The sequence below is a fragment of the Phyllobacterium sp. 0TCS1.6A genome (genome assembly GCF_026420825.1).
Taxonomy (GTDB): Bacteria; Pseudomonadota; Alphaproteobacteria; order Rhizobiales; family Rhizobiaceae; genus Phyllobacterium.
The window spans coordinates 413,921-440,315 of sequence record NZ_JAPMAB010000001.1 but is presented as its reverse complement, the minus strand read 5'-3'; the positions used below and the strand labels follow the sequence as shown (position 1 = coordinate 440,315).

General features: G+C 58.8%; 29 protein-coding genes. 15 read left to right on the top strand and 14 right to left on the bottom strand.

Going from position 1 to position 26,395, the window contains the following annotated elements:
• The first annotated feature begins 26 nt into the window (after positions 1 to 26).
• The gene (locus tag OSJ75_RS02095) at positions 27 to 758 is read left to right on the top strand and encodes a proteasome-type protease (RefSeq protein WP_250013558.1); all 732 of its coding nucleotides are present in this window, start codon (positions 27 to 29) and stop codon (positions 756 to 758) included.
• A gap of 18 nt (positions 759 to 776) precedes the next feature.
• On the opposite strand, the gene OSJ75_RS02090 is transcribed toward OSJ75_RS02095, so the two are convergent.
• Positions 777 to 2,696, bottom strand: a complete 1,920-nt coding sequence (locus OSJ75_RS02090) for a L,D-transpeptidase family protein (protein WP_267226604.1) — start codon at positions 2,694 to 2,696, stop codon at positions 777 to 779.
• A 282-nt stretch (positions 2,697 to 2,978) separates the two neighbouring features.
• On the opposite strand from OSJ75_RS02090, the gene OSJ75_RS02085 reads away from it, so the two are divergent.
• Positions 2,979 to 3,587: a L,D-transpeptidase gene (locus tag OSJ75_RS02085; protein ID WP_267226603.1), complete on the top strand. Its 609-nt coding sequence runs from the start codon at positions 2,979 to 2,981 to the stop codon at positions 3,585 to 3,587.
• A 37-nt stretch (positions 3,588 to 3,624) separates the two neighbouring features.
• Here OSJ75_RS02085 and OSJ75_RS02080 read toward each other — a convergent pair whose 3' ends face one another.
• On the bottom strand, positions 3,625 to 3,996 hold the full coding sequence (locus OSJ75_RS02080; protein WP_250013549.1) for a gamma-butyrobetaine hydroxylase-like domain-containing protein: 372 nt from the start codon (positions 3,994 to 3,996) through the stop codon (positions 3,625 to 3,627).
• Positions 3,997 to 4,179: 183 nt separating this feature from the next.
• Here OSJ75_RS02080 and moaA point away from each other — a divergent pair, with 183 nt between their 5' ends.
• From moaA to OSJ75_RS02040, 8 genes are all read left to right on the top strand, one after another.
• The gene (gene moaA, locus OSJ75_RS02075) at positions 4,180 to 5,169 is read left to right on the top strand and encodes a GTP 3',8-cyclase MoaA (protein WP_267227028.1); all 990 of its coding nucleotides are present in this window, start codon (positions 4,180 to 4,182) and stop codon (positions 5,167 to 5,169) included.
• Positions 5,170 to 5,260: 91 nt separating this feature from the next.
• Positions 5,261 to 6,178, top strand: coding sequence for a DMT family transporter (locus tag OSJ75_RS02070; protein WP_267226600.1), 918 nt, complete (start codon positions 5,261 to 5,263; stop codon positions 6,176 to 6,178).
• Between the two features lie 22 nt (positions 6,179 to 6,200).
• Entirely contained in the window at positions 6,201 to 6,836 is a 636-nt protein-coding gene (gene mobA / locus OSJ75_RS02065) for a molybdenum cofactor guanylyltransferase MobA (protein WP_250013547.1), read from the top strand.
• Positions 6,829 to 7,344: a molybdopterin-guanine dinucleotide biosynthesis protein B gene (gene mobB, locus OSJ75_RS02060; RefSeq protein ID WP_267226597.1), complete on the top strand. Its 516-nt coding sequence runs from the start codon at positions 6,829 to 6,831 to the stop codon at positions 7,342 to 7,344. The genes mobA and mobB overlap by 8 nt, the downstream gene beginning before the upstream one ends.
• A 192-nt stretch (positions 7,345 to 7,536) precedes the next feature.
• Positions 7,537 to 8,328 carry an ABC transporter substrate-binding protein gene (locus OSJ75_RS02055; RefSeq protein WP_250013544.1) on the top strand — a complete coding sequence of 264 codons (792 nt, stop codon included), beginning with the start codon at positions 7,537 to 7,539 and terminating at the stop codon, positions 8,326 to 8,328.
• A gap of 126 nt (positions 8,329 to 8,454) precedes the next feature.
• Positions 8,455 to 9,174 carry an ABC transporter permease gene (locus OSJ75_RS02050; RefSeq protein WP_267226595.1) on the top strand — a complete coding sequence of 240 codons (720 nt, stop codon included), beginning with the start codon at positions 8,455 to 8,457 and terminating at the stop codon, positions 9,172 to 9,174.
• The gene (locus tag OSJ75_RS02045) at positions 9,171 to 10,001 is read left to right on the top strand and encodes an ABC transporter permease (protein WP_250013542.1); all 831 of its coding nucleotides are present in this window, start codon (positions 9,171 to 9,173) and stop codon (positions 9,999 to 10,001) included. Before OSJ75_RS02050 ends, OSJ75_RS02045 begins: the two co-directional genes overlap by 4 nt.
• Positions 10,002 to 10,017: 16 nt before the next feature.
• Positions 10,018 to 10,638: a glutathione S-transferase family protein gene (locus OSJ75_RS02040; protein ID WP_267226593.1), complete on the top strand. Its 621-nt coding sequence runs from the start codon at positions 10,018 to 10,020 to the stop codon at positions 10,636 to 10,638.
• 17 nt (positions 10,639 to 10,655) lie between these two features.
• On the opposite strand, the gene OSJ75_RS02035 is transcribed toward OSJ75_RS02040, so the two are convergent.
• Positions 10,656 to 13,115, bottom strand: a complete 2,460-nt coding sequence (locus OSJ75_RS02035) for a penicillin acylase family protein (protein WP_267226590.1) — start codon at positions 13,113 to 13,115, stop codon at positions 10,656 to 10,658.
• Between the two features lie 60 nt (positions 13,116 to 13,175).
• Here OSJ75_RS02035 and OSJ75_RS02030 point away from each other — a divergent pair, with 60 nt between their 5' ends.
• On the top strand, positions 13,176 to 14,045 hold the full coding sequence (locus OSJ75_RS02030) for an NAD(P)-dependent oxidoreductase (protein ID WP_267226589.1): 870 nt from the start codon (positions 13,176 to 13,178) through the stop codon (positions 14,043 to 14,045).
• A 63-nt stretch (positions 14,046 to 14,108) separates the two neighbouring features.
• Here OSJ75_RS02030 and OSJ75_RS02025 read toward each other — a convergent pair whose 3' ends face one another.
• The 4 genes from OSJ75_RS02025 to OSJ75_RS02010 form a co-directional block, all read right to left on the bottom strand.
• Positions 14,109 to 14,588, bottom strand: coding sequence for an Lrp/AsnC family transcriptional regulator (locus OSJ75_RS02025; protein WP_250013537.1), 480 nt, complete (start codon positions 14,586 to 14,588; stop codon positions 14,109 to 14,111).
• 190 nt (positions 14,589 to 14,778) lie between these two features.
• Positions 14,779 to 15,447, bottom strand: coding sequence for a uracil-DNA glycosylase family protein (locus tag OSJ75_RS02020; RefSeq protein WP_267226586.1), 669 nt, complete (start codon positions 15,445 to 15,447; stop codon positions 14,779 to 14,781).
• Positions 15,410 to 16,021, bottom strand: a complete 612-nt coding sequence (locus tag OSJ75_RS02015; protein WP_267226584.1) for a glutathione S-transferase family protein — start codon at positions 16,019 to 16,021, stop codon at positions 15,410 to 15,412. Before OSJ75_RS02015 ends, OSJ75_RS02020 begins: the two co-directional genes overlap by 38 nt.
• Positions 16,018 to 16,707 carry a thermonuclease family protein gene (locus tag OSJ75_RS02010; protein ID WP_267226581.1) on the bottom strand — a complete coding sequence of 230 codons (690 nt, stop codon included), beginning with the start codon at positions 16,705 to 16,707 and terminating at the stop codon, positions 16,018 to 16,020. The genes OSJ75_RS02015 and OSJ75_RS02010 overlap by 4 nt, the downstream gene beginning before the upstream one ends.
• Positions 16,708 to 16,899: 192 nt before the next feature.
• Here OSJ75_RS02010 and OSJ75_RS02005 point away from each other — a divergent pair, with 192 nt between their 5' ends.
• Entirely contained in the window at positions 16,900 to 17,346 is a 447-nt protein-coding gene (locus tag OSJ75_RS02005; protein ID WP_267226579.1) for a DoxX family protein, read from the top strand.
• Between the two features lie 39 nt (positions 17,347 to 17,385).
• Here the strand turns inward: OSJ75_RS02005 and cobT are convergent, their stop codons facing one another.
• Complete coding sequence (gene cobT, locus OSJ75_RS02000; RefSeq protein WP_267227027.1) at positions 17,386 to 18,405, bottom strand: nicotinate-nucleotide--dimethylbenzimidazole phosphoribosyltransferase; 1,020 nt, start codon at positions 18,403 to 18,405, stop codon at positions 17,386 to 17,388.
• A 112-nt stretch (positions 18,406 to 18,517) separates the two neighbouring features.
• Here cobT and cobS point away from each other — a divergent pair, with 112 nt between their 5' ends.
• Genes cobS through OSJ75_RS01985 form a run of 3 tightly spaced genes read left to right on the top strand, consistent with a single transcriptional unit; the run spans position 18,518 to position 20,247 of the window.
• On the top strand, positions 18,518 to 19,291 hold the full coding sequence (gene cobS / locus OSJ75_RS01995) for an adenosylcobinamide-GDP ribazoletransferase (RefSeq protein WP_267226576.1): 774 nt from the start codon (positions 18,518 to 18,520) through the stop codon (positions 19,289 to 19,291).
• An 18-nt stretch (positions 19,292 to 19,309) separates the two neighbouring features.
• Positions 19,310 to 19,540, top strand: a complete 231-nt coding sequence (locus OSJ75_RS01990) for a DUF1289 domain-containing protein (protein ID WP_250013529.1) — start codon at positions 19,310 to 19,312, stop codon at positions 19,538 to 19,540.
• A 2-nt stretch (positions 19,541 to 19,542) separates the two neighbouring features.
• Entirely contained in the window at positions 19,543 to 20,247 is a 705-nt protein-coding gene (locus OSJ75_RS01985) for a TIGR02281 family clan AA aspartic protease (protein ID WP_267226573.1), read from the top strand.
• Positions 20,248 to 20,260: 13 nt separating this feature from the next.
• Here the strand turns inward: OSJ75_RS01985 and dusA are convergent, their stop codons facing one another.
• From dusA to phnE (OSJ75_RS01955), 6 genes are all read right to left on the bottom strand, one after another.
• A complete protein-coding gene (gene dusA, locus OSJ75_RS01980; protein ID WP_267226571.1) occupies positions 20,261 to 21,277 on the bottom strand; it encodes a tRNA dihydrouridine(20/20a) synthase DusA in 1,017 nt (338 codons plus the stop codon).
• Positions 21,278 to 21,507: 230 nt separating this feature from the next.
• Entirely contained in the window at positions 21,508 to 22,125 is a 618-nt protein-coding gene (phnN, locus tag OSJ75_RS01975; RefSeq protein WP_267226569.1) for a phosphonate metabolism protein/1,5-bisphosphokinase (PRPP-forming) PhnN, read from the bottom strand.
• Entirely contained in the window at positions 22,125 to 23,261 is a 1,137-nt protein-coding gene (locus OSJ75_RS01970) for an alpha-D-ribose 1-methylphosphonate 5-triphosphate diphosphatase (RefSeq protein ID WP_267226566.1), read from the bottom strand. The genes phnN and OSJ75_RS01970 overlap by 1 nt, the downstream gene beginning before the upstream one ends.
• Before the next feature lies 1 nt (position 23,262).
• Complete coding sequence (locus OSJ75_RS01965; protein ID WP_250013521.1) at positions 23,263 to 23,970, bottom strand: DUF1045 domain-containing protein; 708 nt, start codon at positions 23,968 to 23,970, stop codon at positions 23,263 to 23,265.
• Positions 23,971 to 24,027: 57 nt separating this feature from the next.
• On the bottom strand, positions 24,028 to 25,365 hold the full coding sequence (gene phnE, locus OSJ75_RS01960; protein WP_267226564.1) for a phosphonate ABC transporter, permease protein PhnE: 1,338 nt from the start codon (positions 25,363 to 25,365) through the stop codon (positions 24,028 to 24,030).
• Complete coding sequence (gene phnE / locus OSJ75_RS01955; RefSeq protein ID WP_267226562.1) at positions 25,362 to 26,330, bottom strand: phosphonate ABC transporter, permease protein PhnE; 969 nt, start codon at positions 26,328 to 26,330, stop codon at positions 25,362 to 25,364. The genes phnE (OSJ75_RS01960) and phnE (OSJ75_RS01955) overlap by 4 nt, the downstream gene beginning before the upstream one ends.
• Positions 26,331 to 26,395: the final 65 nt, after the last annotated feature.

The following is a 26,395-nucleotide window of genomic DNA, read 5'->3' as shown; positions in this document are numbered from 1 at the left end:
TCGGATGATCGAATACGGGATTCGTTATGACCTATTGCATAGGACTGAAACTGGACCGAGGTCTGGTGTTTATGTCCGATACCAGGACCAACGCTGGTGTCGACAATATTTCGACGTTCAAGAAAATGTATACCTGGGCCAAGGCCGGTGACCGTGTAATCACCCTTCTTTCCGCTGGAAATCTGGCCACGACGCAGGCTGTCATCAGCATATTGAACGAGAGGACCAAGGCGCCCTCCGAGCGTTCACCATCCATTTACGACATGCCTTCGATGTTCCAGACCGCGCGCCTGATCGGCGACACGATCCGCGACGTGATCCACGAAGTCGATACCGAGGGACAACGCGCCGACTCCTTCGGGGCTTCCATTATTCTCGGCGGACAGATCAAGGGCGGAGACCCGCGCCTCTTCCTGATCTATCCCGAGGGCAACTTCATCGAAGCCACTCCGGATACGCCGTTCTTCCAGATCGGCGAGCATAAATATGGCAAGCCGATCATCGTGCGATCCTATGATCCCGCCCTCACCTTCGAAGAAGCAGCGAAACTGTTGCTCGTATCGTTCGATTCGACGCTGAAATCCAACCTCTCGGTGGGCTTGCCGCTCGACCTGCAATTTTACGAAACGGACAGTTTCAGGGTCGGATTCGAAAAACGCATCGAGCGGAACGACCCCTATTACGAGATCATCTCCGAGGGCTGGTCGCAGGCGCTGAAACTCGCATTTCAGAGCCTGCCGCCGTTTCAGATCAAGTAACAGGGCATTCCTGGAAACCTAGAGGTTGGCGGTCTGCAACATGTCCGCCTGCCGAAGCGCGGTGGTCTTGGCGATGGCCTTTTGCAGATAGGCGTCCCGCTCATAGACATCGTCGTAATAATTGATTTCGCCCGTCGTGGCATCCGGCCATGCCGTGAAGTAGGAGACGTAGACCGGCAACTGCGACTTGACCTTCACATTGCGCTCGTTCTTGCCGAAATAGGGCTTCAACTCGTCGACTGACAGTTCCAGCACGGCCGCCGCCATCCCCCGTGGATTTTCGAGCCTGATGCAGCCATGGCTGAGGGCGCGCATATCCCGTTTGAAGTATGATTTCGCCGGCGTGTCGTGCATGTAGATATCATGGCTGTTGGGGAAGAGAATCTTCAACTCGCCCAGCGCATTGTCGAGACTCGGCTTCTGCCGGATGCCGACGCCGCCACCACTGGCAGCCACCTTCGACCAATTCACCGAACTCGACGGCACAACGCGGCCCGAGCGATCATAGACTTCGTATCCGCTTCGTTCGAGATAGGACGGATTGCTCAGGATTTTCGGCATCATCTCGTTGAGGATGATGGAGCGCGGGACGCCCCAGGATGGATTGAAAACCACCGTCTCGATCGTGTCATTGAAGAAATAGGTCTGATTTCTCGGCGATCCGATCACGACATTCATCGCCAGTTTCTCTGTACCGCCGCTGAAATACTGGGCGCGATAGGCTGGCTGGTTGATGAAGACATAGCGCTCGCCGAATTCATGCGGCATCCACCGGAGCCGCTCCATCGAGTACAGAATGCGGTCGCGCTTGGATTGGCTGGATTCGCCAACCAGCGCCTTGATCGTGGCGCTACCGATGATTCCATCGGCGCGCCGACCCTGCGACAGCTGATAATCCTTGATGGCCTGGACCAGGCTTTCATCGTAGATCTCGCTCGATTGATGCTGCTGCAGCACCAGATCATGCTGTTCCAGATAGGCTTTTGGTGCCTTTTCCCGCAAAAGCGCCATAAGTTTCGGCAGTTCGGGGCTGCTTTGACCGGGCCGGATCAAAGTGCCGGGTGCAATGGTCACGCTTGGTTGACCGGTGTCTGCAATCTCGTGCAGACGCTGCTTCAACTCGGCATACCACTTGTTCCTGGGCTCGAAGCTGGCGAGAACGGCAGTCGGATCCTTTGCCTCGGCAAGCTGTTCCAGAATTGCGCGTGGTTCAACCTTTTCTGTCGCCAGATCGTGGAAGCCGCTCAGACGGTTCGGATTGATTCTCCCCTCGCTCTGATCAAGGGCGTATCTGAGCGCGCGAGCCGACAATTGCAGCTCAAACTCCGCCAGCAACTTGAGCCGTCCGGGAATATCGGATCTGTCATACGCATCGCCGGGCAGTTTCACCGAATAATCCAGCGGATCAAGGCCGGCTTCACCCGCTCTCGTCAGTTGGGCGACAACGGCCTTGGCCTGAGGCGTGACATCATATGAACTGGTCCATATCGGCTTCTGATTTGTTGCATAGAACGACAACAAGGCGTCCGCGACGCGTTTCTCGGCTTGCACCTGTGCTTCCTTCAGGTGATCGATCTTGAGACCGAACCTGTCAGCCTCCATCGTCGGCGCCATGGAGACAGGATGTGCCGATGCAGTGAGCTGCGGATCCACCTTGCTGAAATCGACGGCAACAAGCGTTTCCGGCTTATAGTCATAATTCGTGGGAGCGGTGACCGTGACGCGCTTGATCGGTGCCCGCACCGGCTGGCTTCGGGCTGGCGCCGCCGTGCGCTTGCTTGGCGGATTGGCGGGCATGACGGGCTGGGCTTCGATCCGGCGCGACGGGAACAACAGCTCCATCAGATTGCTGGCCGCAAGGCTGGGCTGCGCGGAAAATGCCGTGGCCGACATGAGCGCGGCGATGAAAACGGCTCGTTTGGATAGTCTGGTGTTCATGATGCCCGTCCAACTGGAATCTCGCCCGCGATCGTGCGCGGGCCATCGAATCTGTGTCGCTCCAGTTTCAGCACATCCTGTTTAGATTGTTTTAACAATGCCCCCACGCTCCGACGTTTCCCCCAGATGATTTTCACCGGCCCGAGCGGCAAACGTAACGTGATTCAACAGTCATTTCATTTCGATTCACTACACAACGAGTTGATCACCCCTGTTCTTTTCGCGAACGTGCAATAATGCCACAGTACAGTGGATTCGTTGCATCCGCCTTGGGGGAGACAGATGGTTCAAATTTTACGGATTTTCTTTCTGACGTTTGTCGTTTTTTGCCTGGGTTGCTTGCAGGCTGCTGCGATATCTCAAGATCGCATGGTCAAGAAGATATTTCTGGCAGGCAGACAACCGGGACAAACTCTCAAATATCGCTCGGATTATTCACCGATTCCACGCAAGCGTGTGTCGATATCGGAAAAATACCAGCCCGGGACGATCGTCATCAGGACCGGAGAAAGACGGCTATACCACGTCACCTCTCCCGGTCGCGCTATCGCCTATGGCATCGGCGTCGGCAAGGAAGGCTTCACATGGAGCGGCAGCAACAGGATATCGCGCAAGGCCGAATGGCCAGGTTGGACGCCACCGGCGCGAATGCGGGCCCGGGAAGCGGCCAAGGGGCGTATTCTGCCCGCCTATATGCCGGGTGGACCGGACAATCCCCTGGGCGCAAGAGCCATGTATATCGGCTCGACGCTCTACAGGATCCACGGAACGAACCAGCCATGGACCATCGGCAGGGCCATGTCGTCGGGCTGCATTCGCATGGCCAACGACGATGTCAGGCATCTCTATGACAATGTCGCGGTCGGCACGAGGGTAGTCGTAACACGCTGAATGTCGCAGCCTCGCCCTCGAATATCCAGTTTCGGGCTCAGCGGGAGCGGCGAGGCTCGCGGCTGAGGCCTTTTTCCGATAACTCGTCCAGATAGGATTGCCAGCGCTGCTCCTTGTTGCGCCCGAGTTCCATCAGATAAGCCCAACTGAACAGGCCGGTGTCATGCATGTCGTCGAAGGTGATCCGCACCGCATAATTGCCGATGGGTTCCAGCTTGGCGATGGCAACATCTATCTTGCCAGGAACCGTGACACGCTGCTCTGGCGAATGTCCCTGCACTTCCGCTGAAGGCGAAGCGACGCGGAGATATTCGGCCGGCAATTCATGTTTTTCGCCATTGTCGAATTCCACGATCAGCAGCTTCCGATCCTTGCTGACACGAAGTTCCTTGGGCCATACATCGGTCATTGGGCGCACCTTTCCGTCGTCTCGCGCCGGTTCGCGGCGCCGAACTGCTGTAGGCCTTGCCATCAAGCTTCGCAAGCGACAAGGCACAAGGCTGGACAAGGCTTCGCGCAAATCCTATCTGTGTCACAGGAGGATATGGTGAACAGCTTGCTTCAATCCGATAGCGCCAATGGGCATTCGAACATGATAGACCCCTTCGGTCGGACGATCGACTATTTGCGGGTGTCCGTCACGGATCGCTGCGACTTCCGCTGCACCTATTGCATGTCCGAGAACATGACCTTCCTGCCGAGGAAGGAACTGCTTTCCCTCGAGGAACTGGATCGGCTTTGCAGCCTCTTCATCGAGAAAGGCGTTCGGCGCCTTCGGCTTACGGGCGGCGAGCCGCTGGTGCGAAAAAACATCATGCACCTCATCGGCCAGTTGTCGCGGCATCTGCAGACCGGCGCGCTCGATGAGCTGACGCTGACGACGAATGGCTCCCAGCTGTCGCGCTATGCCGCCGAACTCTCCGATCTCGGCGTGAAGCGCATCAACGTTTCCCTGGACACGCTCGATCCGGACAAATTCCGCGCGATCACCCGCTGGGGCGATTTCAGCCGCGTCATGGCTGGAATAGACGCAGCACAGGAAGCCGGTATCAAGGTCAAGCTCAATGCAGTTGCCCTCAAGAATTTCAACGATCTCGAAATTCCGCAGATGATCCGGTGGGCCCATGGGCGAGGCATGGATATCACGCTGATCGAGACGATGCCGATGGGCGAAATCGAACTGGACCGGACGGATCAATATCTGCCGCTCTCGCTCTTGCGTACGCAGTTGCAACGCGAGTTCTCCCTGGAGGAGATCGCCTACAAGACCGGCGGCCCGGCCCGCTATGTGAAGGTAGCCGAAACGGGCGGCCGCATCGGCTTCATCACCCCGATGACCCATAATTTCTGCGAGAGTTGCAACCGGGTTCGGCTCACCTGTACCGGTACGCTCTATATGTGCCTCGGCCAGGAGGACGCGGCGGATCTGCGCGCGCCGCTGCGTGCTTCCGAAGGCAATGAATTGTTGTCGGAGGCGATCGACCGCGCAATTGGCCGCAAGCCCAAGGGCCATGACTTCATCATAGACCGGCGCCATAACCGCCCGGCTGTATCGCGGCATATGAGCGTCACCGGCGGCTGACGCCAGCTATCGATAGCGTTTCCCTTCCAAATTTTGATATACGGGGTTAGGCGATTCTGGAGGAGGATTGCCGCAAACGGTGGAACGAATCGTGGCCCTATCCCCAAATGTGCGCGGCGGCCTTGCAATGGCTGCAGGCATGGCGTGCTTTACGTTCAACGACGCCACCGTGAAATATGTCGGCGAGGAAATGAACATGGGGCAGGTCATGCTGATCCGCAGCGTCATCGCCACGATCCTCATCCTTGCCGTTGCCTGGCAGCGTGGCATGCTCATTCCGTTGCGACGTGCTCTTCACAAGATGACCATTCTGCGTGTCATCGGCGAAGTCGTCGGCACGGTCACCTTTCTCGTCGCCCTGGTCCATGTCCCATTGCCGCTCGCCTCGGCCATATTGCAGGCACTGCCGCTTGTCGTAACACTTGGCGCGGCACTCCTTTTCGGCGAACCCGTCGGCTGGCGCCGCTGGCTCGCGATCACCATAGGGCTGGCTGGCGTCCTGATCATCGTCCGGCCTGCCGACGGGGCCCTCAGCCCTTACGTATTGATGATCGTGGTAACGGTGATCTTTGCCGCCCTGCGCGATCTTGCGACGCGCAAAGTGCCAAGGGCAATACCGGTTCTCATGATCTCGGCGCTGACATCGGTCGGCGTCGGTATTGCCGGAGCAGCGATGATCGTGCCACTCGGCGGCTGGTCGCCTCTCTCGCTGAGAAACCTTGGTCTTCTGACGCTGGCCGCATGCTGCGTGATGGCGGCCTATCAGTTCCTCATCGTCGCCATGCGCGAGGGCGAAATCTCGTTCGTGGCGCCTTTCCGCTATATGAGCCTGTTATGGGCGATATTGCTGGGCTTCCTCATCTCCGGCGATCTACCTGATCTTCCGATGGTGGTCGGCTCGCTTATTGTCATCGGCAGCGGACTTTACACGCTTTACCGAGAGCGCGTTTCGAGCCGACTGAAACCGGCCGCGACGGTCACGGCAAGCACGTCGCCGGAGGGGGCGTAAACTGCCGATCCAGGGAGCAACGATGCAAAGCATACGTCTTGCGGGTGTCATATTGGCGGGTGGGCGGTCAAGCAGGATGGGGGCAAGCAAGGCCTTGGCCCGGCTCGGTGGCGTGCCTCTGGCGGAGCACGTCTATCGCCGCATCGCCGCCCAGACAGAACCCGTCATCATCAATGCAAACATGGACCGGCAGGCGCTATCAGCCCTTGGAATTCCGATCGTACCGGACGGTCTCGGTGGATATCCCGGCCCGCTCGCCGGTGTTCTTGCGGGAATGAAATGGGCCCATGAGCAGACACCCCCTTTCTCCCATATCCTGACCGTTGCCGTCGATACGCCGTTTTTCCCGCGCGATCTGGCGGCCCGACTTTCGGCGGCAGCCTTGCAGGCGCCCGAACAAATTGTCGTCGCAGCGTCAGGCGGCCGCGTTCATCCCACTTTCTCGATCTGGCCCGCCGCACAGCGCGAGACGTTGCAACTGTGGTTGACGGAGCCGAGCAACCGTCGCGTGATGGATTGGATAGGTTCGCAACCCTACCAGGTCGTGAATTTCGAGATGTCGGGCGACAATGAGACTATGCTGGATCCGTTTTTCAACGTGAACAATCCGGATGACCTCAGGAGAGCCGAACAGGAGTGGTCTGAAAGGCATGGATAAGCGAATATTCGGCATTACCGGCTGGAAAAACTCCGGCAAGACGACTTTGACCGAGAGGCTGGTCGATGAACTCGTGCGCCGGGGCTGGATCGTTTCGACGGTCAAGCATGCTCATCATGATTTCGACATCGATCATGAAGGCACCGACTCCCACCGCCACCGGCGTGCCGGCGCGAAGGAGGTTGCCATCATATCCGACAGGCGCTGGGCACTGATGCATGAGCTGCAGGACGAGGCGGAACCTCAATTGTCTGAACTGATCGCCCGCCTCGCCCCTTGCGACATAGTCCTGGTGGAAGGCTACAAGAGGGAGCGGCACAAGAAGATAGAAGTAAGGCGGACCGAAGCGAGATCGACCGACAGCCTTGCCGCCAATGATCCGGCCATTGTTGCCATCGCGGCCGATCACAGGCCGCTCGATACCGGACTGCCGGTCTATTCGCTCAACGACATTGGCGGGCTGGCGGACCTCGTCGAACGCGAGACGGGCCTGCATCGACGGCAGTGACACATGTTCTGCGCAGGTGACGCATCCGGGCACGATATTCTCATCAGAATTGTTTAGAGCGGAAACGATTCCCGTTGCATTTACGCAAAAACTAGTGGGAATATTCCGCCAGTAGCAGTAACACCTGCGACCAGCCCGGAAACTGTCCAAAAGAACAGGGGAACAGTCGGGTCATAAAAGAGAGGTTCAGACATGCGTATCAATAAGCGTCTAACACTGGCAATTTCGGCCGCCGCATTGGCGTTGACAATGGGAGCAGCGCAGGCACAGGACGCCTTGAAACTGACGATTGCATCCGAGGGCGCCTACCCTCCCTTCAACAATTTGACGCCGGACGGAAAGCTCGAAGGTTTCGACATCGATATCGGCAAGGCGCTTTGCGAGGAAATGAAGGCCGATTGTACCTTTGTCACCCAGGATTGGGACGGTATGATCCCCGCACTGCAGGCAGGAAAGTTCGATGCCGTGATCGCGTCGATGTCCATTACGCCCGAGCGGCTGGAAAAGGTCGATTTCTCCAAGAAATATTACAACACGCCACCGGCAATCGCCGTACCCAAGGACTCCGAGATAAAGGACATTACGCCGGAATCCCTGAAGGGAAAAACGCTGGGCGTACAGGGTTCGACGAGCCATTCCAACTTTGCCGAGGCGAAGTATGGCGAGTCGGAAATCAAGATGTATCCGACTGCCGACGAATATAAGCTCGATGTCTCCAACGGCCGCATCGACGCCGTGATGGACGATTCCGTCGTGCTTACCCAGTGGCTCGACAGCGAAGCAGGTGCTTGCTGCAAGCTGCTCGGCCTGATCACGCCTGATGTCGCGATCCATGGCCCGGGCGCCGGTGTCACCGTGAAGAAAGGCAATACGGAGCTGGCAGACAAGTTCTCCACTGCCATTGCCGCTATCCGCGCGAGCGGAAAGTACAAGGAAATCAACGACAAGTACTTCAAGTTCGACGTCTACGGCGCTGATAATTAAGCCGCTTTTGCGGCTCGACCTGGCGGGTGGCGCGCTGTCGCCATCTGCTGATCCTATGCAAATGACGGGACGGACACCAAGAACGGGTGTCGATGGGGCGTTCCGCAAAAACTACGAAAGTTGCCTATGGAAGGCTCAATAGCGCTACTGGGTTTTGGCGAAGGCGGATGGGGCCCAAGCATAGTCCAGGGTATATTCGTCACCATCTCCCTGGCCGTAGCGACCCTGCCCGTTGGGCTGGCCATCGGGTTCTTCGTCGCCCTGGGCAAGCAGTCGGAAGAGCCATCGCTCAAACTGGCTGCAAATCTGTACACGACGATATTCCGCGGGCTGCCCGAACTCCTCACCCTCTTCCTCGTTTATTATGGCGCCCAGATCGGCATCCAGAAGCTGGGACAATTGCTCGGCTACGGCGGTGCCATCGAAATCAATTCCTTCATCGCCGGCATGTTCGCCATGGGCACGGTGTTCTCCTCCTACGCGAGCGAGGTGTTCCTTTCGGCCTTCCGGGCCATTCCCAGGGGACAATACGAGGGTGGTTACGCAATCGGCCTGTCGAATTGGCAGACGATGCGCAAGATCATCCTTCCGCAATTGATCCGCATCGCCCTGCCCGGCCTTGGCAATCTGTGGATGGTGTTATTGAAGGATACCGCTCTGGTTTCGGCCATAGGACTCGCGGACATCCTGCGCCAGACGGCAGTGGCAGCGCGTGTCACCAAGCATGCCTTCCTCTTCTACGGCACCGCATGTCTCATCTATCTCGCGCTCGCGATACTGTCGTCCATCGTCATCAGCGGGATCGACAATTGGGCGGGGCGAAACAGCGGAGCGACAAAACGATGAGCGACAGCGCAATTGTCTCCAGCGCAGCCATGCGTCCGCCACCGCCAGTGCGCCGCTGGACGCGCACGCGCATCCTCGGTCATATCTTGGTGGGATTCTGGGCTGCTATCGCGCTTGGGCTGGCCTACTACCTCTACAGCGCCTGGAACTTCGATCTTGTAGCGCGCTACGGACCCGATTATCTGGATGGCCTGATAACGACGGTCATTCTGGTTCTCTCGTCGGTCTTCATAGGTGCCATCCTGTCCATACCGATCGCGATGGGACGGATGAGCAGCAACCGCATTCTCGCCACCCTCGCCTATTTCTACGTCTACTTCTTTCGCGGCACACCGCTCCTGGCGCAGGTTTTCCTGATCTATTACGGCGTCGGCTCGTTCAACAAGGAGCTTCAGGCGATCGGGCTATGGGTGTTCTTCCGCGAGGCCTGGTTCTGCGCCCTGCTTTCGTTTGCGTTGAATACGGCTGCCTACCAGGCGGAAATCCTGCGTGGAGCGATCCGCAGCGTGCCGCTCGGGCAATGGGAGGGTGCAGCTTCGCTCGGCGTGCCGAAATCGGTCACGTTCCGCAAGATCATTCTGCCCCAGGCGCTGGTCGTCGCACTGCGGCCCTATGGCAATGAGGTCATTCTCATGATCAAGGGGTCGGCGATCGTTGCCTTGATCTCGGTCTACGACCTCATGGGTTACACCAAGCTCGCCTATTCCCGCACGTTCGATTTCCAGACCTATCTCTGGACCGCCATCATCTATCTCATCCTGGTGGAACTGCTCCGCCATCTCTGGGACTGGATGGAAAGGCAGATCACGAGACATCTCGTACGCTAAAACATCGGAGAACCGAATGCTGAAGATATGGGGTCGGACCAACTCGACCAACGTCAAGAAGGTGCTGTGGACTGCTGAAGAGGCAGGGCTGGACTATGAGAACATTCCGGCGGGAGGTACCTTCGGCATCGTCTCCGACCACGAATACCGCGCCAAGAACCCCAACGGCCTCGTTCCCACGCTGGAAGATGGCGACTTAACTCTTTGGGAAAGCAACACGATCGTCCGCTATCTCGCCGCACGCTATGCGCCTTCGACATTGTTCATCAATGATCCGGCCGAACGGGCCAAGGCCGAGCGATGGATGGATTGGACGACCTCCACAGTCGCTGCACCGTTCCGTGACGTGTTCTGGAATGTCGTAAGATATGGGCCGGATCAGAGGGATCAGGCTGCGCTTGAGCGGGGTCTCGATAGCTGCGGCAAGATCCTTGCCATCGCCGACGAGGCTCTTGCCTCCCAGCCCTATCTATCAGGAGACGAGTTCGGCATCGGCGATGTGCCGGCGGGCTGCTTCGCCTATGGCTGGTTCGAAATGCCGATAGAACGTCCTGATCTGCCTCACCTTGCAGCCTGGTACGAGCGCCTCAAATTGCGCCCGGCCTATCAGAAGACGGTCATGACGCCTCTCAGCTGAGGCGTCATCGATATATTCTACCTGTTGCCGGGGCTGAGTTGCCATACACCGATACGGCCATCCTCGTATCCGGACTCCCGCGTCGGGATGGTGATCGCTGCAAGACTGGACCAGCGTTCAGCATAATCACGGTAATTCTGCGAGAATACATTCCCGGACTGCCCCGTCGTCTGGATGTAGGTGGAGCGTTCCAGATCGGCCAGATCGAACAGCCCGCGATAGCTGCTGGCATGAGTCGCCCGATAAGGGTTGTTCTCGTCGCTGAAAGCGGATTTGCCGCGGTCAAGCGTATAGGCGCCACCTGAGGCCGGAACTGTGACATCGAAGAAGCGATCCAGCGGGCTGACCTGCGCGAACGGCCTGTGCGCTCCATAGGCATAATGCAATGCGCCCCATGTCCACTTCGACCGGTCGGAACCCAGCCTCGTCTGGAGGTCCTTGATTGCATCCGCCAGCGACAAGGCCAGAATATCCCCGCAGCTTTCCTTCACTGCCGTCCGGCCGTCATCACACCAATCGCGCGAAGGAGCGGTGCCGAGCCAGCGCAGCATCGCTCCAGCGCGGGCCTGCCAGAACGAAGGAAATGCCTGTCCCAGATCGTCCTCCAATATCCGCTTGGTGGCGGCGCGCAACCAGGCATTGAAAATGAGTGGCTCAGTTTGGCCTCTGTCTTCCTCGAAGTTCCACTTCGAAAGCCTATCGAGGACGTCGACGTCGACATCGCTCCGCCCTCTGACGCTCAAGAATACCGGCATGAGCGCGGCATAGGCCTCCGACCGCACGTCTCCCTGTGCCTTCCGGCTGGTCTCCAGTGTCTGGCCGCTGGCACCGTAGAGAAGCGATTTTATGCGCTCCAGCCGCCAGGGCTCGTCCCAGTCGAACGTCAGGAAGTGCGGGTAGTCAGGGCCGACGATCTTGGTGTTCGCCGTGGCCAATATATTCTCGGCGGGATTGAATGCGCGCGGCAGGGCTTCGTAGGGGATAAAACCTTTCCAGTCATAGGTCGCGTCCCAACCGGGCGATGGCGCCCGTCCCATTATTGCGTTCGCCGGATCGCGCATCGGCACCCTTCCTGGCGCGATCATGCCAATATTTCCATCGATATCGGCGATGACGATGGATTGCATGGGCGTCACGAAATCGCGCATCCCCTCCTGGAACTCCGTGACGCTTGCGAAATCCCACAGCCTGAAGCCAGCGGCAATCGTCTTGTCGTCTTCGGCCAGAGCAGTCCACGACAGAGCAGCCACTGTGCCCTCAGGCAGGTAGCTATCGAGTCCGCGATAGTCTGCCGGCAGAACCGGGCCGTGTCGGGTCGTCTGCCGGTGGAAGGTGACCGGCTCCCCTCCCTTCACTCTGATGCGTTGCGCCGTCCTGCCGAACGCAGCAAACCCCTCAGGCGTCTGGTATTCATCCGAATTTGCCGGATTTACCCGCTCTATGAAGATATCCTGCACATCTGAGCCCGTATTGGTGAAACCCCAGGCAAGACGGTCATTGCGTCCGAGCAGGACCAGCGGTGCACCCGGCAACGTTACACCGACGAGATTTCTGGAGGTGCCATCGCCACTCTTGACCTGCAGATGCGCGAGGTACCAGACGGCCGGCGCGGTCAGGCCAAGATGGGGATCGTTCGCAAGTATCGGCTTGCCGCTCTCCGTGCGCGCGCCGCCGACGACCCAATTGTTGGAAGCACCGCTGGCCATGATGTCGTCCAAGGCGGCATATTGAGCCTCGCTATCGCGGGCTCCGCCCCTGAGCGCACCACTGGGCAAGCCAAGCAAGGCGCGCAGATCGGGCAATGGCGGGGGCGTGTCCGCGGCGACGGGTGGCAGGAGATCGAGCATCTCGGCATCGCTCATCCCCAGCCGCGCGAATTTCAGCCGCAGGATCTCGTCATCGATATTGGCAGCGAGCGTGATCGACATGAGTTTCAAGGTGACGATGACATCCGCTGGCGTCCATTTCTCCGGACGATGGCCAAGAATGACGAATTCAGGCGAAAATTTCGCCCCGAAGGACGCGCCTGGCGCGTCTATGAAGGCATTAACCCCGCGCACATAGGCTTCCACCTTGGCCCTGTCGGCGGGATCCAGCGCATCGGCCGATTTTTGCGCCGATTCGTAGACGCCAAGGCTCCTGATGAAACGGTCTGTCGGTATCGTCGTCTCCCCGAAGAGTTCGGAAAGCCGGCCCTGCCCGGCCATCCGCGACACCTCCATCTGCCATAGCCGTTCCTGGCCATGCACAAAGCCAAGCGCTGTGAACACATCCTCGACCGTATTCCCGACAATGTGCGGCACGGCGTTCTTGTCTCGCGTGATCGTCACCGGTGCAGCGAGGCCAGCGATCGCCGCTTGGCCCTCGGATGGGGTAACGGAGCGGGTGATCCAGATATAGGCGAGAACGGAAGCGATCAGAATGAGAGGTACAAGGGAAAAAACAATCCACAACAGCCCTTTGATGAGACGCCGCAATATTCTAACCTCCCAAACCTGCACTTCATGAAAAGCTCATAAGATAGAGGATACTGCGGAATGGCAAGCGTTGCTTTTATTGGTCTTGGCGTCATGGGATACCCGATGGCGGGTCATCTGAAGACCCGTGGCGGTCACGATGTTACCGTCTTCAACCGCACTCCTGAAAAGTCCAAGAAATGGGCTGGCGAATTTTCCGGCCTTGCCGCGGCAACGCCCCGCGACGCCGCCGGCGACAAGGATTATGTCTTCTGCTGTGTCGGCAATGATGATGATCTACGTTCGGTCACCATAGGCGAAAATGGCGCCTTCCATTCGATGAAACCAGGCTCCATCTTCATCGACAATACCACGGCCTCGGCGGAAGTGGCACGCGAACTGAATGACGAGGCGAAGAAGCGGGGCTTTCATTTTCTGGATGCGCCGGTTTCAGGCGGCCAGGCCGGTGCGGAGAACGGCGCGCTGACGGTGATGGTTGGCGGCGAAGCGGAAATCTTCGACCGGGCGAAGCCGATCATTGAATCCTTCGCAAAGATGGTGGGGCACATGGGTGATGCCGGCGCCGGGCAATTGACCAAGATGATCAACCAGATTTGTATCGCGGGCCTCGTTCAGGGTCTCGCTGAAGGTATCCACTTCGGCAAGAAGGCAGGCCTGGACATCGAGAAAGTCGTCGAAGTGATCTCCAAGGGCGCCGCTGGCTCCTGGCAGATGGAAAACCGCCACAAGACGATGAACCAGGGCAAATACGAATTTGGCTTCGCCGTCGATTGGATGCGCAAGGACCTCGGCATCTGCCTCGCGGAAGCCGACCGCAACAACGCCAAGCTTCCGGTGACCGCGCTGATCGACCAGTTTTACAAAGAGGTTCAGACGATGGGCGGCAATCGCTGGGATACGTCGTCGCTCCTGGCACGGCTGGAGAAATAACCGCGCAGCGTCGTCCCAGGAACTGCCTTCACGCATGCAAGGCAGTTCCTGCAGCGTTTCAGCTCAGGACGATTCCTTTTCGATGCTCATATAGTCCAGCGGCAGTTCCGTCGTATATTTGATCTGCTCCATGGCAAAGGCGGAAGACACGTCGCGGATATCGATCTTGCTGATCAACCGCTTGTAGACGGCATCGTAGGCCGCAATGTCCGGCACCACGACCCGCAGCAGATAGTCCACATCGCCGCTCATGCGATAGAACTCCACCACCTCGGGAAATTCCTGCACGACTTCCGAGAAGCGCTTCAGCCACTCATTATTGTGCGCACCCGTCCTGATCGAGACGAAGACCGTCACCCGCGTATTCACCCGCACCGGATCGAGGATCGCCACACGGCGCTGGATCACGCCATCCTCTTCCAGCTTCTGGATGCGCCGCCAGCATGGCGTTGTCGAAAGCCCTACCTTTTTTGCAACATCGGCGACGGCAAGCGTCGCATCCTCCTGCAGAAGGCGAAGAATTTTTCGGTCAAGTCTGTCCATGCCCTGTCATCCCCATACTGCAAGAAGAAATCCATGCAGCAAAACTTTTCAACTCTGCTCTTCGATACGCATGTATTTGCGAATGCAAACACCAGCTGTGGAATGGGATACTTTATGAGCTGATAAACTGCGGACGTACAAGAAAATTATTCTATTGTTTCCACAAAGCGAAAAAAATTCGCACCATTTGCTAGGATATTAGATTTTGCACCGTCTGCCTGAGAACCGGCAGCACGTCTTGCGCGAACCAGGGGTTTTTCTTCAACCATCCGCTGTTGCGCCATGAGGGGTGAGGCAATGGCAATATCGCCGGTCGATCGCCCTGGTAGAAATATTCGCGCCAGTTCGAGACCGTCCGGGTCATGCCGGACAACCGTCTCGAGCCGAGATGGTAGGCCTGCGCATATTGCCCTATGGCGAGAATGAGTTCCACCTGGGGCATTAGCGCAAACAGTGCATCATGCCACGTCTCGCGGCATTCGCGCCTTGGCGGCAGGTCGCTCCCCAGGGCATCATATCCCGGGAAACAGAAGCCCATGGGCACGATGGCGAAATTGTTCGAATCGTAGAAGATCGACCTGTCCACTCCCAGCCAGTCGCGCAGCCTGTCGCCGGACGGATCGTTGAATGGAATGCCGGTATCGTGGACGCGAATGCCGGGTGCCTGCCCGCTGATCAAAATTCGCGCTTTGGATGATGCCACGCAGACTGGATTTGGCTCGAAGGCGAGCGGCGGAGCGTGTCGCGGTGCGTCGCGGCAGATTCTGCAACTCCTGATACGAGCCGCCAAGGCGGCGAGATCCTGGTCACGTTCAGTCAATTCAAGCCTTCGCGCTCGGGCGGTTCGAAGCCATTTCATACCAGCGGCGCAGATTGGCGAGGTCGTCGGGCATCGCGATCTTTGCCGGTTTCATGAAATCGACGCTTGCGAGCAGGGTAATGTCGGCGATGGTATAGCGGTCCCCGGCGATGAATTCATGCGTCGCCAATTGATCATTCATCACCCGCAGCGCGTCCTTGGCCCTCTCACGATTAGCCTCGCCCCATGCGGGAATTTGCGGCACTTCCCACTCGACCATTGCCGGATGAGTGTGGCGGAACGCGGATGAAATCGGAACGAAGACGTGCAGTTCGACGCGCCGCTGCCACATCTCGACCAGCGCCCGGTCAAGCGCATCTACGCCGAACATCGGCGGCTCGGGATGCAGTTCTTCGAAATAGCGTGAGATTGCAACTGTCTCCGTGATGATCGTCCCATCATCCAGTTCCAGAATGGGAAGCCGCTGGAATGGGTTGAGCGCACCAATCTCAGGCGACCGGTGCTGCATCCCCGACATATCGACAGGGACCAACGGCACTTCGATGCCTTTTTCGGCCAGGAACATGCGTATCCGCCGGGGATTGGGCGCGCGGCCGCCGTCATAGAGCTTCATCTTGTTCCTCCCATCATCGTAACGAACCAATTCCACAGTCGGTCAAGCGACGTCGTGGCCGCATCGTCCGGCTGATCAAAATCGTCAACCACCTCCTGGTTGCGCCTGCGCCAGTCGCTCGGTCGTTCAAAATCACCTTTCCAAAGTCCAAGCGATTTGGCACGCGCCTCCATTTCGGCGCCAGCATAGTCACCATAGGAGACAGCCTGTCCGGTGCCAACCATCGAACGATTGAGTTCTGTTTCGCCCGAAAGACATATTGCAAGCACCCGATCATAGCGATCCCGGCCTTCTTCCGAACAACGGACATCCCTGCCGCCGATCAGGCGAATCAGGCTTTGCCTCGCCTCCTGTCCGCACGGCCGGGCTGCAGCGCCGCATGTCTGTTTCAGTTCCGGTGCGTCAATGCCCTTCAATCGAATATGGATCCGGTTTATCGAGATCGTGTCCCCGTCGATCACATAGGCCCTGCCGGTAAGCGCCGCGCTTGGCGTCACGGTTTTCGGCGATTGATCGAGCCTGACCACGAGGACGGCGATCAGGACCAAGAGCACAACTGCGAGCAAGATGTCCCAGAGTCTCCGCCCCATGGAGGGACGAGGGCTCGGGGCGTGATATCGCCTGCGGCCGTTGCCATATCTGCGGCCCATCGTTTTTCCCCCCGCCTGACTGGACGCCGTCCGCATTCAACACCGATTCGGCGTGGTTTTGATCATTTATGAACAAGGATGTCACACAACAGCAATTCACGCCGTGCTCGGCGGCATCGCGCAGGCGGTGGCAAAGCCAGCCTGAGCGACATCAATTCATCGTTATTTGCCGCAGGCGCGACCTTTTGCCATTGCTGCGGAAACCAATTCCGCATCAAGGGGTATTTCATGGCCGAAACCAGAACCAACAATTCGCTGATCATACCGGCGCTCGGGCGCTTCTATGCGCCGCTGAGCGAAAGTGCGGAGACGCTGCTCCGCCTGGTTGCGGGTCTCCTGCTGGTCGTGCACGGATCCGGAAAAATCGCCAATCCGTTCGGCGCGATCGGCATGGTGGAAGGCCTGGGCTTCTACCCGGGCGTGTTCTGGTCACCCCTTCTGGCAGCGACGGAGTTCTTTGGCGGCATCCTTCTGGCGCTTGGCCTGTTGACGCGTCCCGCCGCCTTCGCAACATCCATCGTCCTCGCCGTAACGATCTATTTTCACTGGGTCGTGCGCGGCGAAGGCATGAGTGGAGCAGAGAAATCCATGCTGTGGATGGCGATCACGCTGTTCTTTTTCATTCGCGGTGCCAATAGCCAATCTGTCGACGCCAGGATCGGCAGACAATTCTGAGCGGGAGATGGGCCTGCCTGGCAGGCCCCTCGTCCTAGACTAGGCGCGGTTGCTGACGCCCGCCTGTTCGAAGGTGGCCATGCCTGAATGGCTCAGCGCGGCAGCCTTGACGATGCCGGCGGCAAGGGCTGCGCCCGTGCCCTCGCCTAGCCGCATGCCGAGGGCAAGCAGCGGCGCCTTACCCAGCTTCTGCAGAAGTCGGCCATGTGCGGGCTCCGCCGAGAGATGGCCAAACAGGCAATGATCGATGGCTTCCGGATTGGCAGCATGCAGAATCGCGGCGGCCGCCGTTGCGACATAGCCATCAATGATGACCGGGATTTTTTCCACGCGGCAGGCCAAAATCGCACCCACGATTGCAGCGATTTCACGCCCGCCAAGCCGGCGCAACACCTCGAGTGGGTCCTTGAGGTGAGCAGAATGCAGTTCAACGGCGGTTTTCACCGCGTTGACCTTGCGCTTCATGCCGTCCACATCGGCGCCGGTGCCCGGTCCCACCCAATCTTCCGCCGCGCCTCCATAGAGCGCAAGGCAGATCGCCGCCGCAATCGTGGTATTGCCGATTCCCATCTCGCCGATGCACAGCAAATCCGTGCCGCCTGCAATCGATTCCATGCCGAATGCCATGGTTGCGGCGCAGGTCTTCTCGTCCATCGCCGCCTCTTCAGTGATGTCGGCGGTTGGATATTCAAGCGCAAGATCGAATATCTTGAGGCCAAGATCATGGGCGATGCAGATCTGGTTGATGGCGGCGCCGCCGGCAGCGAAATTTTCCACCATCTGCATGGTGACCGAGGAAGGATACGGTGAAACTCCCTTGGCGGTTACGCCGTGATTGCCTGCGAATACGGCGACCAGCGGGCGTGTAACCTGCGGCTGCGACCGACCACTCCACGCGGCCAGCCATTCTACGATCTCTTCCATGCGCCCAAGAGAGCCTGGCGGCTTCGTCAACATGGCATCCCGTTTGCGCACCGCAGCGACCGCCGCGTCGTCAGGCCCCGGCAAGGTTTCGATCAATGTGCGAAAATCGTCAAATGGAAGGCCAGTGGTCATGATAATCCTTCAACTCTTCATGGCAAATCGGAAGCTCCCGTCCTATAAGCGCTGCGGCGGAAAACGCAAAGACTTGTGACCGACCCGCAATGTCGCGGGCAGGAGCGGTGGCAAAATGGACCTACTTTCTCAGACGATGCGTGCACTGGCCTTTCTTTCACGCATTCCGGTCGGACCAGGCTGGTTTGGGCATGAAGGGAGCGCTCTTTCAGCCAACGTCCGCGCCTTCCCCCTCGCCGGTGCCCTGATTGCCCTCCCCGCCCTCGTTCTATTGATAGGCACGCGCAGCCTTGGTCTGCCGGAACTCGTCGTTGCGATCTTTGTCGTCGGCACCCTGATCATCACGACCGGTGCGCTGCACGAGGACGGATTGGCCGACGTGGCCGATGGCTTCTATGGCGGGCAAACCACCGAGCGCCGTCTTGAGATCATGAAGGATTCCGCGGTCGGCTCCTACGGCGTTATCGCCTTGATCCTCAGCCTGTCATTGCGCATTGCCCTGCTCGCGGAACTGCTCGACGAACTCGACTTTTTTGAACTTGTGCTTGCCATCATCGCCACAGAAAGCGCCAGTCGCGCGGTTCTGGTAAAATTCTGGCAATCCTTGCCGTCCGTGCGGCCAGGTGGCATTGCCGACAGTTCCGGCATTCCGACCGGCCGCGAGGCTGATATCGCACTTCTGATCGGGTTCGCCTTCCTGGTGGTAGGATATGGTGTCGCCGGCGGCATCCCGGGCATTGTTGCCGCCTGCATTCTCGCAGCGCTGGCCTATTTCGGACTGCAAGCCATCTGCCGCGCGAAAATCGGCGGCCAGACAGGCGACACGCTCGGCGCCATACAGCAGGTTTCCGCAATCGCACTTCAAATTGGACTTGTCATCAGCCTTTGAGCGCCCCACTCTTTAACGATGAGCATGATTGAAAGCCCTTGTATCCTGGTTTGCGCCATTGATCCGAAGACAGGTTACTGCTTTGGCTGTGGCCGCACGCGCCAGGAGATCTCGGATTGGATCAGCATGTCCGCCGATAACCGCAGGCAGATCATGTCAGCCTTGCCGGCGCGGCTGGAAAACGTAGAACGGCCTCCGCGGCGCGAAACGAAACGGCGCCGCCTTGCACGGGAAAGGCTGGAGGACTGATCATGCCGCGGCTCTTCTGGATATTGATCGCATTGATCGGCGGCGTACTCCTGCTGCTGGTCGCCAATAATGATGCCGGTTCGACATTCGGACTGGCCAATGATCAATTCGCCCGCCTCTCCTATATGGGCATCTGGGGAATCGTGCTCGGCGCAGCAATTCTGGGCTCCGGCATCCCGCTTGGCCATATCGCACGAAACCTCGCCGCTTGGGTGGTGATCATCCTCGTCCTGGTCACCGGTTACCAATATCGCTACGAATTGCAGGACGTGGCCAACCGCGTGACCGCAGGCCTGATCCCCGGCAGCCCGCTATCGACGACGAGCGCGGATGGGGCAGTCACGGTCACCTTGGCCAAGGCAGGCAATGGTCACTTCGAGGTTCGCGGCGAGGTGAATGGACGGACGGTGCCATTCATGGTCGATACCGGAGCCTCCTCCATTGTTCTTTCTGCCGAGGATGCCAGACAGGCCGGCATCGATACGGATGCGCTCGACTACAATACCCCCGTCATGACGGCCAATGGCCTCGCCCAGGCTGCGAATATCAGGCTGGACAGCGTGAAGGTCGGCGACATCGAGCGGCGCAGGCTAAGGGCGGTCGTCGTACGCGACGGCCTCATGGACGGCAGCCTGCTCGGGATGAATTTCCTCAGTTCCTTGAGCGGGTTTTCGGTTCGCGGCGATCGTCTGATCCTGTCCGATTGACTCGGTCGACAGGCTAGGCAGCTTCGCCGACCGAGGCAGTCTGGACAGACTCGAATGCCCTGCGAATGACATCGCTACCGGCACCCGGGCGAGTCGCGTCCGTCGACAGTAGCTGTCGCCAGCGCTTGGCTCCCGGCGCTCCGTGAAACAGGCCCACCATATGGCGCGAAACGTGGGAAAGCCGTCCTCCCGACGCGATATGGCGCTCTGCATAGCCACACATATATTCGATTATGTCATCCATGGAGCCAATCTGGTGCGGATCTCCGTAGATCGTGCGATCCACATCCGCGAGCAGCATCGGGTTGTGATAGGCCGCCCGGCCCAGCATTACCCCATCGACCTTGCCAAGGTGCTGCGATGCCTGCTCGAGCGTTTCGATGCCGCCATTGATACCGATGAACCAATCGGGGTGGTTTTGCTTCAACCGGTAGACGCGGTCATAGTTCAGCGGCGGGATTTCGCGATTTTCCTTCGGTGACAGCCCTTTCAGCCAGGCCTTGCGGGCATGCACCCACAGTGCGTCGGCGCCCGCCCGGTGGACCATGCCGGCGAGATCGTCGAGCGCACTTTCCACATCCTGATCATCAACGCCGATCCTGCACTTTACGGTTACCGGCAGGGAGACGGCCTGCCGCATGGCCCGTACGCATTCGGCGACAATATCCGGCGTCTTCATCAGGCAGGCGCCGAACGTTCCCGACTGCACCCTATCGGAAGGGCAACCGACATTCAGATTGATTTCGCCATACCCCATTGCCTCGCCGATGCGGGCCGCCTCGGCCAGTTTCGTCGCGTCCGAGCCGCCCAATTGCAGGGCAACAGGCTGCTCCACGTCCGAAAACCCCAATATCCGATTGCGATCGCCGTGGATCGCGGCATCGGCTACGACCATCTCCGTATAGAGCAGGGCATGGCGGGAGAACTGCCGGTGCAGCACCCTGCAATGGCGGTCAGTCCAGTCGATCATAGGTGCCACGGCGAAACGGTTCGCCTTGTAATCCTTCACTTTTTTCTCGCGCTCGGCCATTGCTCAAAACTTCTGCTCGTATCCTTTGCCACATGTCGGGTCCTGGAACAGGATATCAAGACCGGACACCAGGCTCCTTGGGGGATACACTTTATCACGCATTCGCGCCAGCTTCGCTCGTCTGGATCCTTCTGGGCGGGATATCAAGGCTGGAACCACGATCGGAAAGGAAAGCTGAAGCGCCGGCGGCGTTAGAACAACCGACAGGCGCTGGGATTGAGCCTGTCGGCCTAGACCATAGCCGCCGGCTGCTTCGCGCTCTGTTTCAGGATCGCGACGAAACGTGCCCCTGCCTCTTCGACACTGGCCGAATTGTCGATCATGATGGCATCATCCGGATCGCAGGCAGTCGGTGCTGCACGCATCAAGCGGCGCTTGATTTCATCGGCATTTTCCCGGCCGCGCATCGCCAAACGCCTGGCGAGAACATCGAATGAAGCCGTTATGTGAACGATCGTGCAATGAGAATAACTGCGCTTCAGTTCCGGCAGGATACCGCGTGAGACATTGGCGATGGCGACTGATCCCTTCCCCACTTCGTCCTGGACCGATTGCGGCAGGCCGTAACTCAGACCATGGGCCGACCAGTGATGGGCAAATGCGCCCGCCAGCTTCGCCTTGGCGAAATCTGCCTCATTCATCGTGTCATGATCTTCAGCATCGGCATTCGATGGCCGCGTGATGACGCGTCGTACGAAATGGAAAAGGTGGTCCTCCGCGAGCGAACGGCGTGCATAGTCGATGATCGTGTCCTTGCCCGCGCCACTCGGCCCGACGACAGCGACGAATACCCCGCCATGGACCGTTTCTGATGCCGCGCCCGCCTGCGTAGAGATCGAGATAGTCATCAGGCCACCCGCCGCCCTTCTCGCCAAACGGTCCGCACGACCGGAATATGCTCATCCACGCGCACCCGCACGAGATCGGCGCGCTTGCCCACGGCCACCGTGCCGCGATCGTTCAGTCCGACGGCCTCGGCAGGGTTCTTCGTCACGAGCTTGATCGCCTCTGGCAATCCGATATTCCCGCTGGCCTCGCCCAGCACGAATGTCGACTGGATCAGGCTGAACGGCACATAGTCCGACGACAGAATATCGAGGTGCCCGTGCTCCACCAGTTCCCGCGCCGACACATTGCCCGAATGCGAGCCGCCCCTGACGATATTCGGAGCGCCCATCAAGACCGACATGCCCGCATTCTTGGATGCGGCGGCAGCCTCGATCGTCGTCGGGAATTCGGCAACCTGGATGCCCTGTTCGATGGCCTCATCCACATGCGCCTGCGTGGCGTCGTCATGACTGGCGAGCACGATCCCGCGTTTGCGGCACAACTCTGCGATGGCGCGGCGTTGCGGATCGGAATTCGCCGCCGATTGCGCCATGCGTTTCTCGCAGAAGAGCTTGAAATCGGGGTCCGAGAGCTTCAGCTTGCGCTGGTAGTAATAGGCATAGGTCTCGAGATCGACGAACTGCCGCTGCCCGGGAGCATGATCCATGAGCGAAGCAAGCTTGACCCGCTCGTCATTCTCGAAAAGGCCGAAGCCTTCGAGACAATCCTCGGCTGAGACCTCGCAACGCAAATGGAAATAGTGATCAGCGCGAAGGCGGCCCTGATGCACGCTGTCCTCGATGGCGTCGGCCAGCTTGCGCATCTCGGCAGCGGTCATGTCCGCATCCTCGTCGAGCCCGACCCGCAAAGCGTCGAACACGGTGGTTATGCCGGAACTCGCGATCTGCGCATCATGGGCAAGCACCGCGGCGATCGGGTTCCAGCGTACCCGCGGCCGTGGCATGTAATGGCCTTCGAGATGATCCGTGTGCAATTCGACCAATCCCGGAATGAGGAAATCGCCTTCGAAATCGTCGCCGGATACGCTGGTCGTGGTCGATATATCGTGGATAAGGCCGTCCTTGATGCTCAAGGAGCCTGAGATGATCTCGTTTTCCAGCACGATTTTCGCATTTTTCAGAACAGTTTCGGGCATTTCAGGCGGACTTTCTCTTTCTTGTGCCTGCAAGCGGATGCAGGGAATGTACTTCGAACGGTGCACCGGGCTCCGCCTCGGTAAAAAGCGCAATATTGTTAACCTCCACCGGCTCCTCCAGTACAGGCTCGATGAAATCCCGGACGAGCCGCTCGACCTTGTCTCTCTCATGCTCCGGCACCTGACCGGTCAGCGTCATGTGGAAGCGGAAATCCTCGAACACATAGGGATAACCCCACCGCTTGAGATTGTCGCGTTGGGCCTGGCTCAATCGTTCCGGCCGGCGTCTTGCAATCTCCTGCTCGCTTGGCGGCGCGCGGAAGCGGTCGAACGCCACGACCAGATCATTGGCCAGCTGGTTGAGCTCCGGAACGGGCGCGTCGGGTACCAGCGCAAAGAACCCGTCGATACAGCCAATCTCCAATCGCGGAATCTCGAATGGTTCGATCGACGATGCAAAATGCATGAGATCCGATAATAGCTCGCGCTCTTCGAGCCCCTCCGCAAGATGAAACGGAGGTTTGAGCGTGGCATGAAAGCCGTAGCGCCGCGGCGCCTCCACCAGCCTCTCGAAAGCCTCATGCGCCAGGTCACGAATAAGCGGCGCGCGAACGGGCTGGCCCGAGAAGGCATTGCGTCCAAGCCAGTTCGCCGCGACCTTGAGCAGCGGATCGCTGGAGGGGGGCGTGAAATAGAGTGCGTAGCGCATTTGGTTCCTCTGAAAACTCCTCGCCATCTGCTGCCCAAGACCAGCCAACCAGCGTGATCACGAGCGGTGCGTCCTCGAATCACCCATCAGCCGGGAGCGCAAAGCATTCGAGACATTGTCGAAGATGAAGATTACGAGCAAGATTAGCAGCACCATATAGGCAACATTGTGCCAGTTCGTATTGGTCCGCATCGCTTCCCACAATTTCAGCCCGATTCCGCCGGCTCCGACCGCACCGATGATCGTCGCGGATCGTGTATTCGATTCCCAGAAATACAGCGCCTGGCTTGCGAACACCGGAATGACCTGGGGCACGACACCATAGCGCTGGACGTTGACAGGAGACGCACCCACGGACCTTACGCCTTCGCGCTGCTTCTCATCGATGTTCTCCAGGGTTTCGGAATAGACCTTGCCCAGCGTGCCCGTATCGGTGAAGAAAATGGCAGCGATACCTGCCAGCGGACCCGGCCCGAAAGCGCGCGTGAAGAACAATGCCCAGATCAGCATATCGACCGAACGCAGAAAATCGAAGAACCGCTTGGTCAGCTGGTTTGCCAGCCTGCTCGACGTGATGTTGCGCGCAGCAATGAACGCCAGCGGAAATGACAACAGCGTGGCCAGAAGCGTGCCGACAAAGGCCATGACGATGGTCTGCAGGAGCTTGGTCCACACATCGCCGTGCTGCCAGGATGAATTGTACCAGATATTGTCGAAGGCGAGCGCAAGATTGGACATTTCCGGCTTTATACGCTCTCCGCTGACGATGAGCGACGCCACCTCGCCGAGGGACTTGTTCCAGAATGGCGACGCCGTATCGAATACGAAATTGGCCCAGCCGAAGAAGCGCCGGCTGATGACCACCCGCTCCGCCAGTATGTCCGCCTGACCGGCGAAACCGAAATTCACGCTGACTTCATCCTCCTCGGCGGTAGCCCAGGAAGGCAAATTCCCTTGCGGCACGACTTTGTCCGATTCGGTCAACACTTCCAGCGTCTCGCCATCATGGTTCACGACGACACGTCCCCGCTGGATCGCCAGGCTCGAATCCGAACCGAAATCGACGATGGCCTGCCCGTCCCGCTGCGCGATCCAGGCTGGGTCGGGATTGTCGCCAAGCTCCGAGAACCGCGGATAGGAGATGGTCGGCCGGGCAGAATTGGTGCGGATAGTCGCCCTCACCGCATAGGAGACCCAATCGCGCGCATAATATTCAGCCCGCTGCCACTGTCCCGATGCCAGCACCGAGCCGACCGAGAAGAACCACCAGCAATAGATGAAATAGACGATCACCCCGGCCAGGATAAGCAGCGGCGCGAAACGCTTCCACAGCGACGGCCGAAACACCTCCGGATAGCGGCTCTCATATTCCGCGATTGAAACAGAAGCGCTCATGCTGGTTTGCCTCCGAAGCCAAAGGCCTGCTCCCCGACGAGTTTGCGGCGCAGCCAGGCCGAAAACTGATCGACGACGATGATTGTCACGAGAAGCAGGAGAACGATGGCCAATGTCTTTGCCTGGTGACCGCGGCCGATCGACAGACGCAATTCTTCGCCGATCCCGCCGCCACCCACGGCGCCGATGATCGTCGATGCACGCACGTTGATTTCCAGCCGCAGCAAGGCATAGGAGATGAAATTCGGCATGACCTGCGGAATGATGCCGAACCCGACCCGTTCGAACCAATTGGCGCCGGCAGCACGAAGCCCCTCATCAGGCCTCATATCGGCATTTTCGACCACCTCGAAGAACAGCTTGCCCAGCGCGCCGATCGTATGAATTCCGACAGCCAGCATGGCCGGAATCGGGCCTAGCGAAAGAATCGCCGCGAAGAAACCGGCAATCACGATCTCGGGAAACGCCCGCAATATTTCCATGTAGCGGCGCACGACGAAACGGACAAAACCGTTGCGAACGAGGTTCTTGGCCGCCAGGAAACACAGGAGGAAGCCGAGCACGAATCCAGCCAGCGTCGATACGATGGCGATGTTCAGCGTCTCGAGCATCTTGTAGAAATATTCGGGGAGATAGACCGGTCCGAACAGGTATACCCGCCCCTCAGGGTAATCATATTTCAGGCTTCCATCGAAATAGGGCGACGGCAGGTCGAAAAGCGCCCGCCACACCTCCCAGCCGTCGCGCGGGATGAGATCGCCGGCAAAATCGAAGAAATGCGGCAATCTGTCGAGAAATTTGCCTGCATTGGACTCGTTGGCGAACCATAGCGACCCCGACACGGCGAGCAACAGGCCGAGACCGATGAGCCAGGAATAGGCGCGGCGGCGCCCCGAGAGTTCGCGCCAATGGCGCTCGATCTGCAAGCCCTCCGGGCTAAGGTCTGGTACGGTCCGGTCAGTCATGAAACACCTTGATGCACGACGTTACGGCCGGCGCCATGGAGAGCGCCGGCCGTCGATGAAGTGGC

What these genes read in the sequence shown, in the direction of transcription:
- OSJ75_RS01985 (WP_267226573.1), top strand. Translation starts at nt 19,543, where the DNA reads ATGCCGCGGCTCTTCTGGATATTGATCGCATTGATCGGCGGCGTACTC.
- phnN (WP_267226569.1), bottom strand. Translation starts at nt 22,125, where the DNA reads ATGACTATCTCGATCTCTACGCAGGCGGGCGCGGCATCAGAAACGGTC.
- OSJ75_RS02055 (WP_250013544.1), top strand. Translation starts at nt 7,537, where the DNA reads ATGCGTATCAATAAGCGTCTAACACTGGCAATTTCGGCCGCCGCATTG.
- mobB (WP_267226597.1), top strand. Translation starts at nt 6,829, where the DNA reads ATGGATAAGCGAATATTCGGCATTACCGGCTGGAAAAACTCCGGCAAG.
- OSJ75_RS02080 (WP_250013549.1), bottom strand. Translation starts at nt 3,996, where the DNA reads ATGACCGATGTATGGCCCAAGGAACTTCGTGTCAGCAAGGATCGGAAG.
- dusA (WP_267226571.1), bottom strand. Translation starts at nt 21,277, where the DNA reads ATGGCCGAGCGCGAGAAAAAAGTGAAGGATTACAAGGCGAACCGTTTC.
- OSJ75_RS02010 (WP_267226581.1), bottom strand. Translation starts at nt 16,707, where the DNA reads ATGCGGACGGCGTCCAGTCAGGCGGGGGGAAAAACGATGGGCCGCAGA.
- OSJ75_RS01965 (WP_250013521.1), bottom strand. Translation starts at nt 23,970, where the DNA reads ATGCGCTACGCACTCTATTTCACGCCCCCCTCCAGCGATCCGCTGCTC.
- moaA (WP_267227028.1), top strand. Translation starts at nt 4,180, where the DNA reads ATGATAGACCCCTTCGGTCGGACGATCGACTATTTGCGGGTGTCCGTC.
- mobA (WP_250013547.1), top strand. Translation starts at nt 6,201, where the DNA reads ATGCAAAGCATACGTCTTGCGGGTGTCATATTGGCGGGTGGGCGGTCA.
- OSJ75_RS02085 (WP_267226603.1), top strand. Translation starts at nt 2,979, where the DNA reads ATGGTTCAAATTTTACGGATTTTCTTTCTGACGTTTGTCGTTTTTTGC.
- OSJ75_RS02090 (WP_267226604.1), bottom strand. Translation starts at nt 2,696, where the DNA reads ATGAACACCAGACTATCCAAACGAGCCGTTTTCATCGCCGCGCTCATG.
- phnE (WP_267226564.1), bottom strand. Translation starts at nt 25,365, where the DNA reads ATGAGCGCTTCTGTTTCAATCGCGGAATATGAGAGCCGCTATCCGGAG.
- OSJ75_RS01970 (WP_267226566.1), bottom strand. Translation starts at nt 23,261, where the DNA reads ATGCCCGAAACTGTTCTGAAAAATGCGAAAATCGTGCTGGAAAACGAG.
- cobS (WP_267226576.1), top strand. Translation starts at nt 18,518, where the DNA reads ATGGACCTACTTTCTCAGACGATGCGTGCACTGGCCTTTCTTTCACGC.
- OSJ75_RS02015 (WP_267226584.1), bottom strand. Translation starts at nt 16,021, where the DNA reads ATGAAGCTCTATGACGGCGGCCGCGCGCCCAATCCCCGGCGGATACGC.
- OSJ75_RS02020 (WP_267226586.1), bottom strand. Translation starts at nt 15,447, where the DNA reads ATGAAATGGCTTCGAACCGCCCGAGCGCGAAGGCTTGAATTGACTGAA.
- OSJ75_RS01990 (WP_250013529.1), top strand. Translation starts at nt 19,310, where the DNA reads ATGAGCATGATTGAAAGCCCTTGTATCCTGGTTTGCGCCATTGATCCG.
- OSJ75_RS02030 (WP_267226589.1), top strand. Translation starts at nt 13,176, where the DNA reads ATGGCAAGCGTTGCTTTTATTGGTCTTGGCGTCATGGGATACCCGATG.
- OSJ75_RS02025 (WP_250013537.1), bottom strand. Translation starts at nt 14,588, where the DNA reads ATGGACAGACTTGACCGAAAAATTCTTCGCCTTCTGCAGGAGGATGCG.
- OSJ75_RS02045 (WP_250013542.1), top strand. Translation starts at nt 9,171, where the DNA reads ATGAGCGACAGCGCAATTGTCTCCAGCGCAGCCATGCGTCCGCCACCG.
- OSJ75_RS02005 (WP_267226579.1), top strand. Translation starts at nt 16,900, where the DNA reads ATGGCCGAAACCAGAACCAACAATTCGCTGATCATACCGGCGCTCGGG.
- OSJ75_RS02050 (WP_267226595.1), top strand. Translation starts at nt 8,455, where the DNA reads ATGGAAGGCTCAATAGCGCTACTGGGTTTTGGCGAAGGCGGATGGGGC.
- phnE (WP_267226562.1), bottom strand. Translation starts at nt 26,330, where the DNA reads ATGACTGACCGGACCGTACCAGACCTTAGCCCGGAGGGCTTGCAGATC.
- OSJ75_RS02095 (WP_250013558.1), top strand. Translation starts at nt 27, where the DNA reads ATGACCTATTGCATAGGACTGAAACTGGACCGAGGTCTGGTGTTTATG.
- OSJ75_RS02040 (WP_267226593.1), top strand. Translation starts at nt 10,018, where the DNA reads ATGCTGAAGATATGGGGTCGGACCAACTCGACCAACGTCAAGAAGGTG.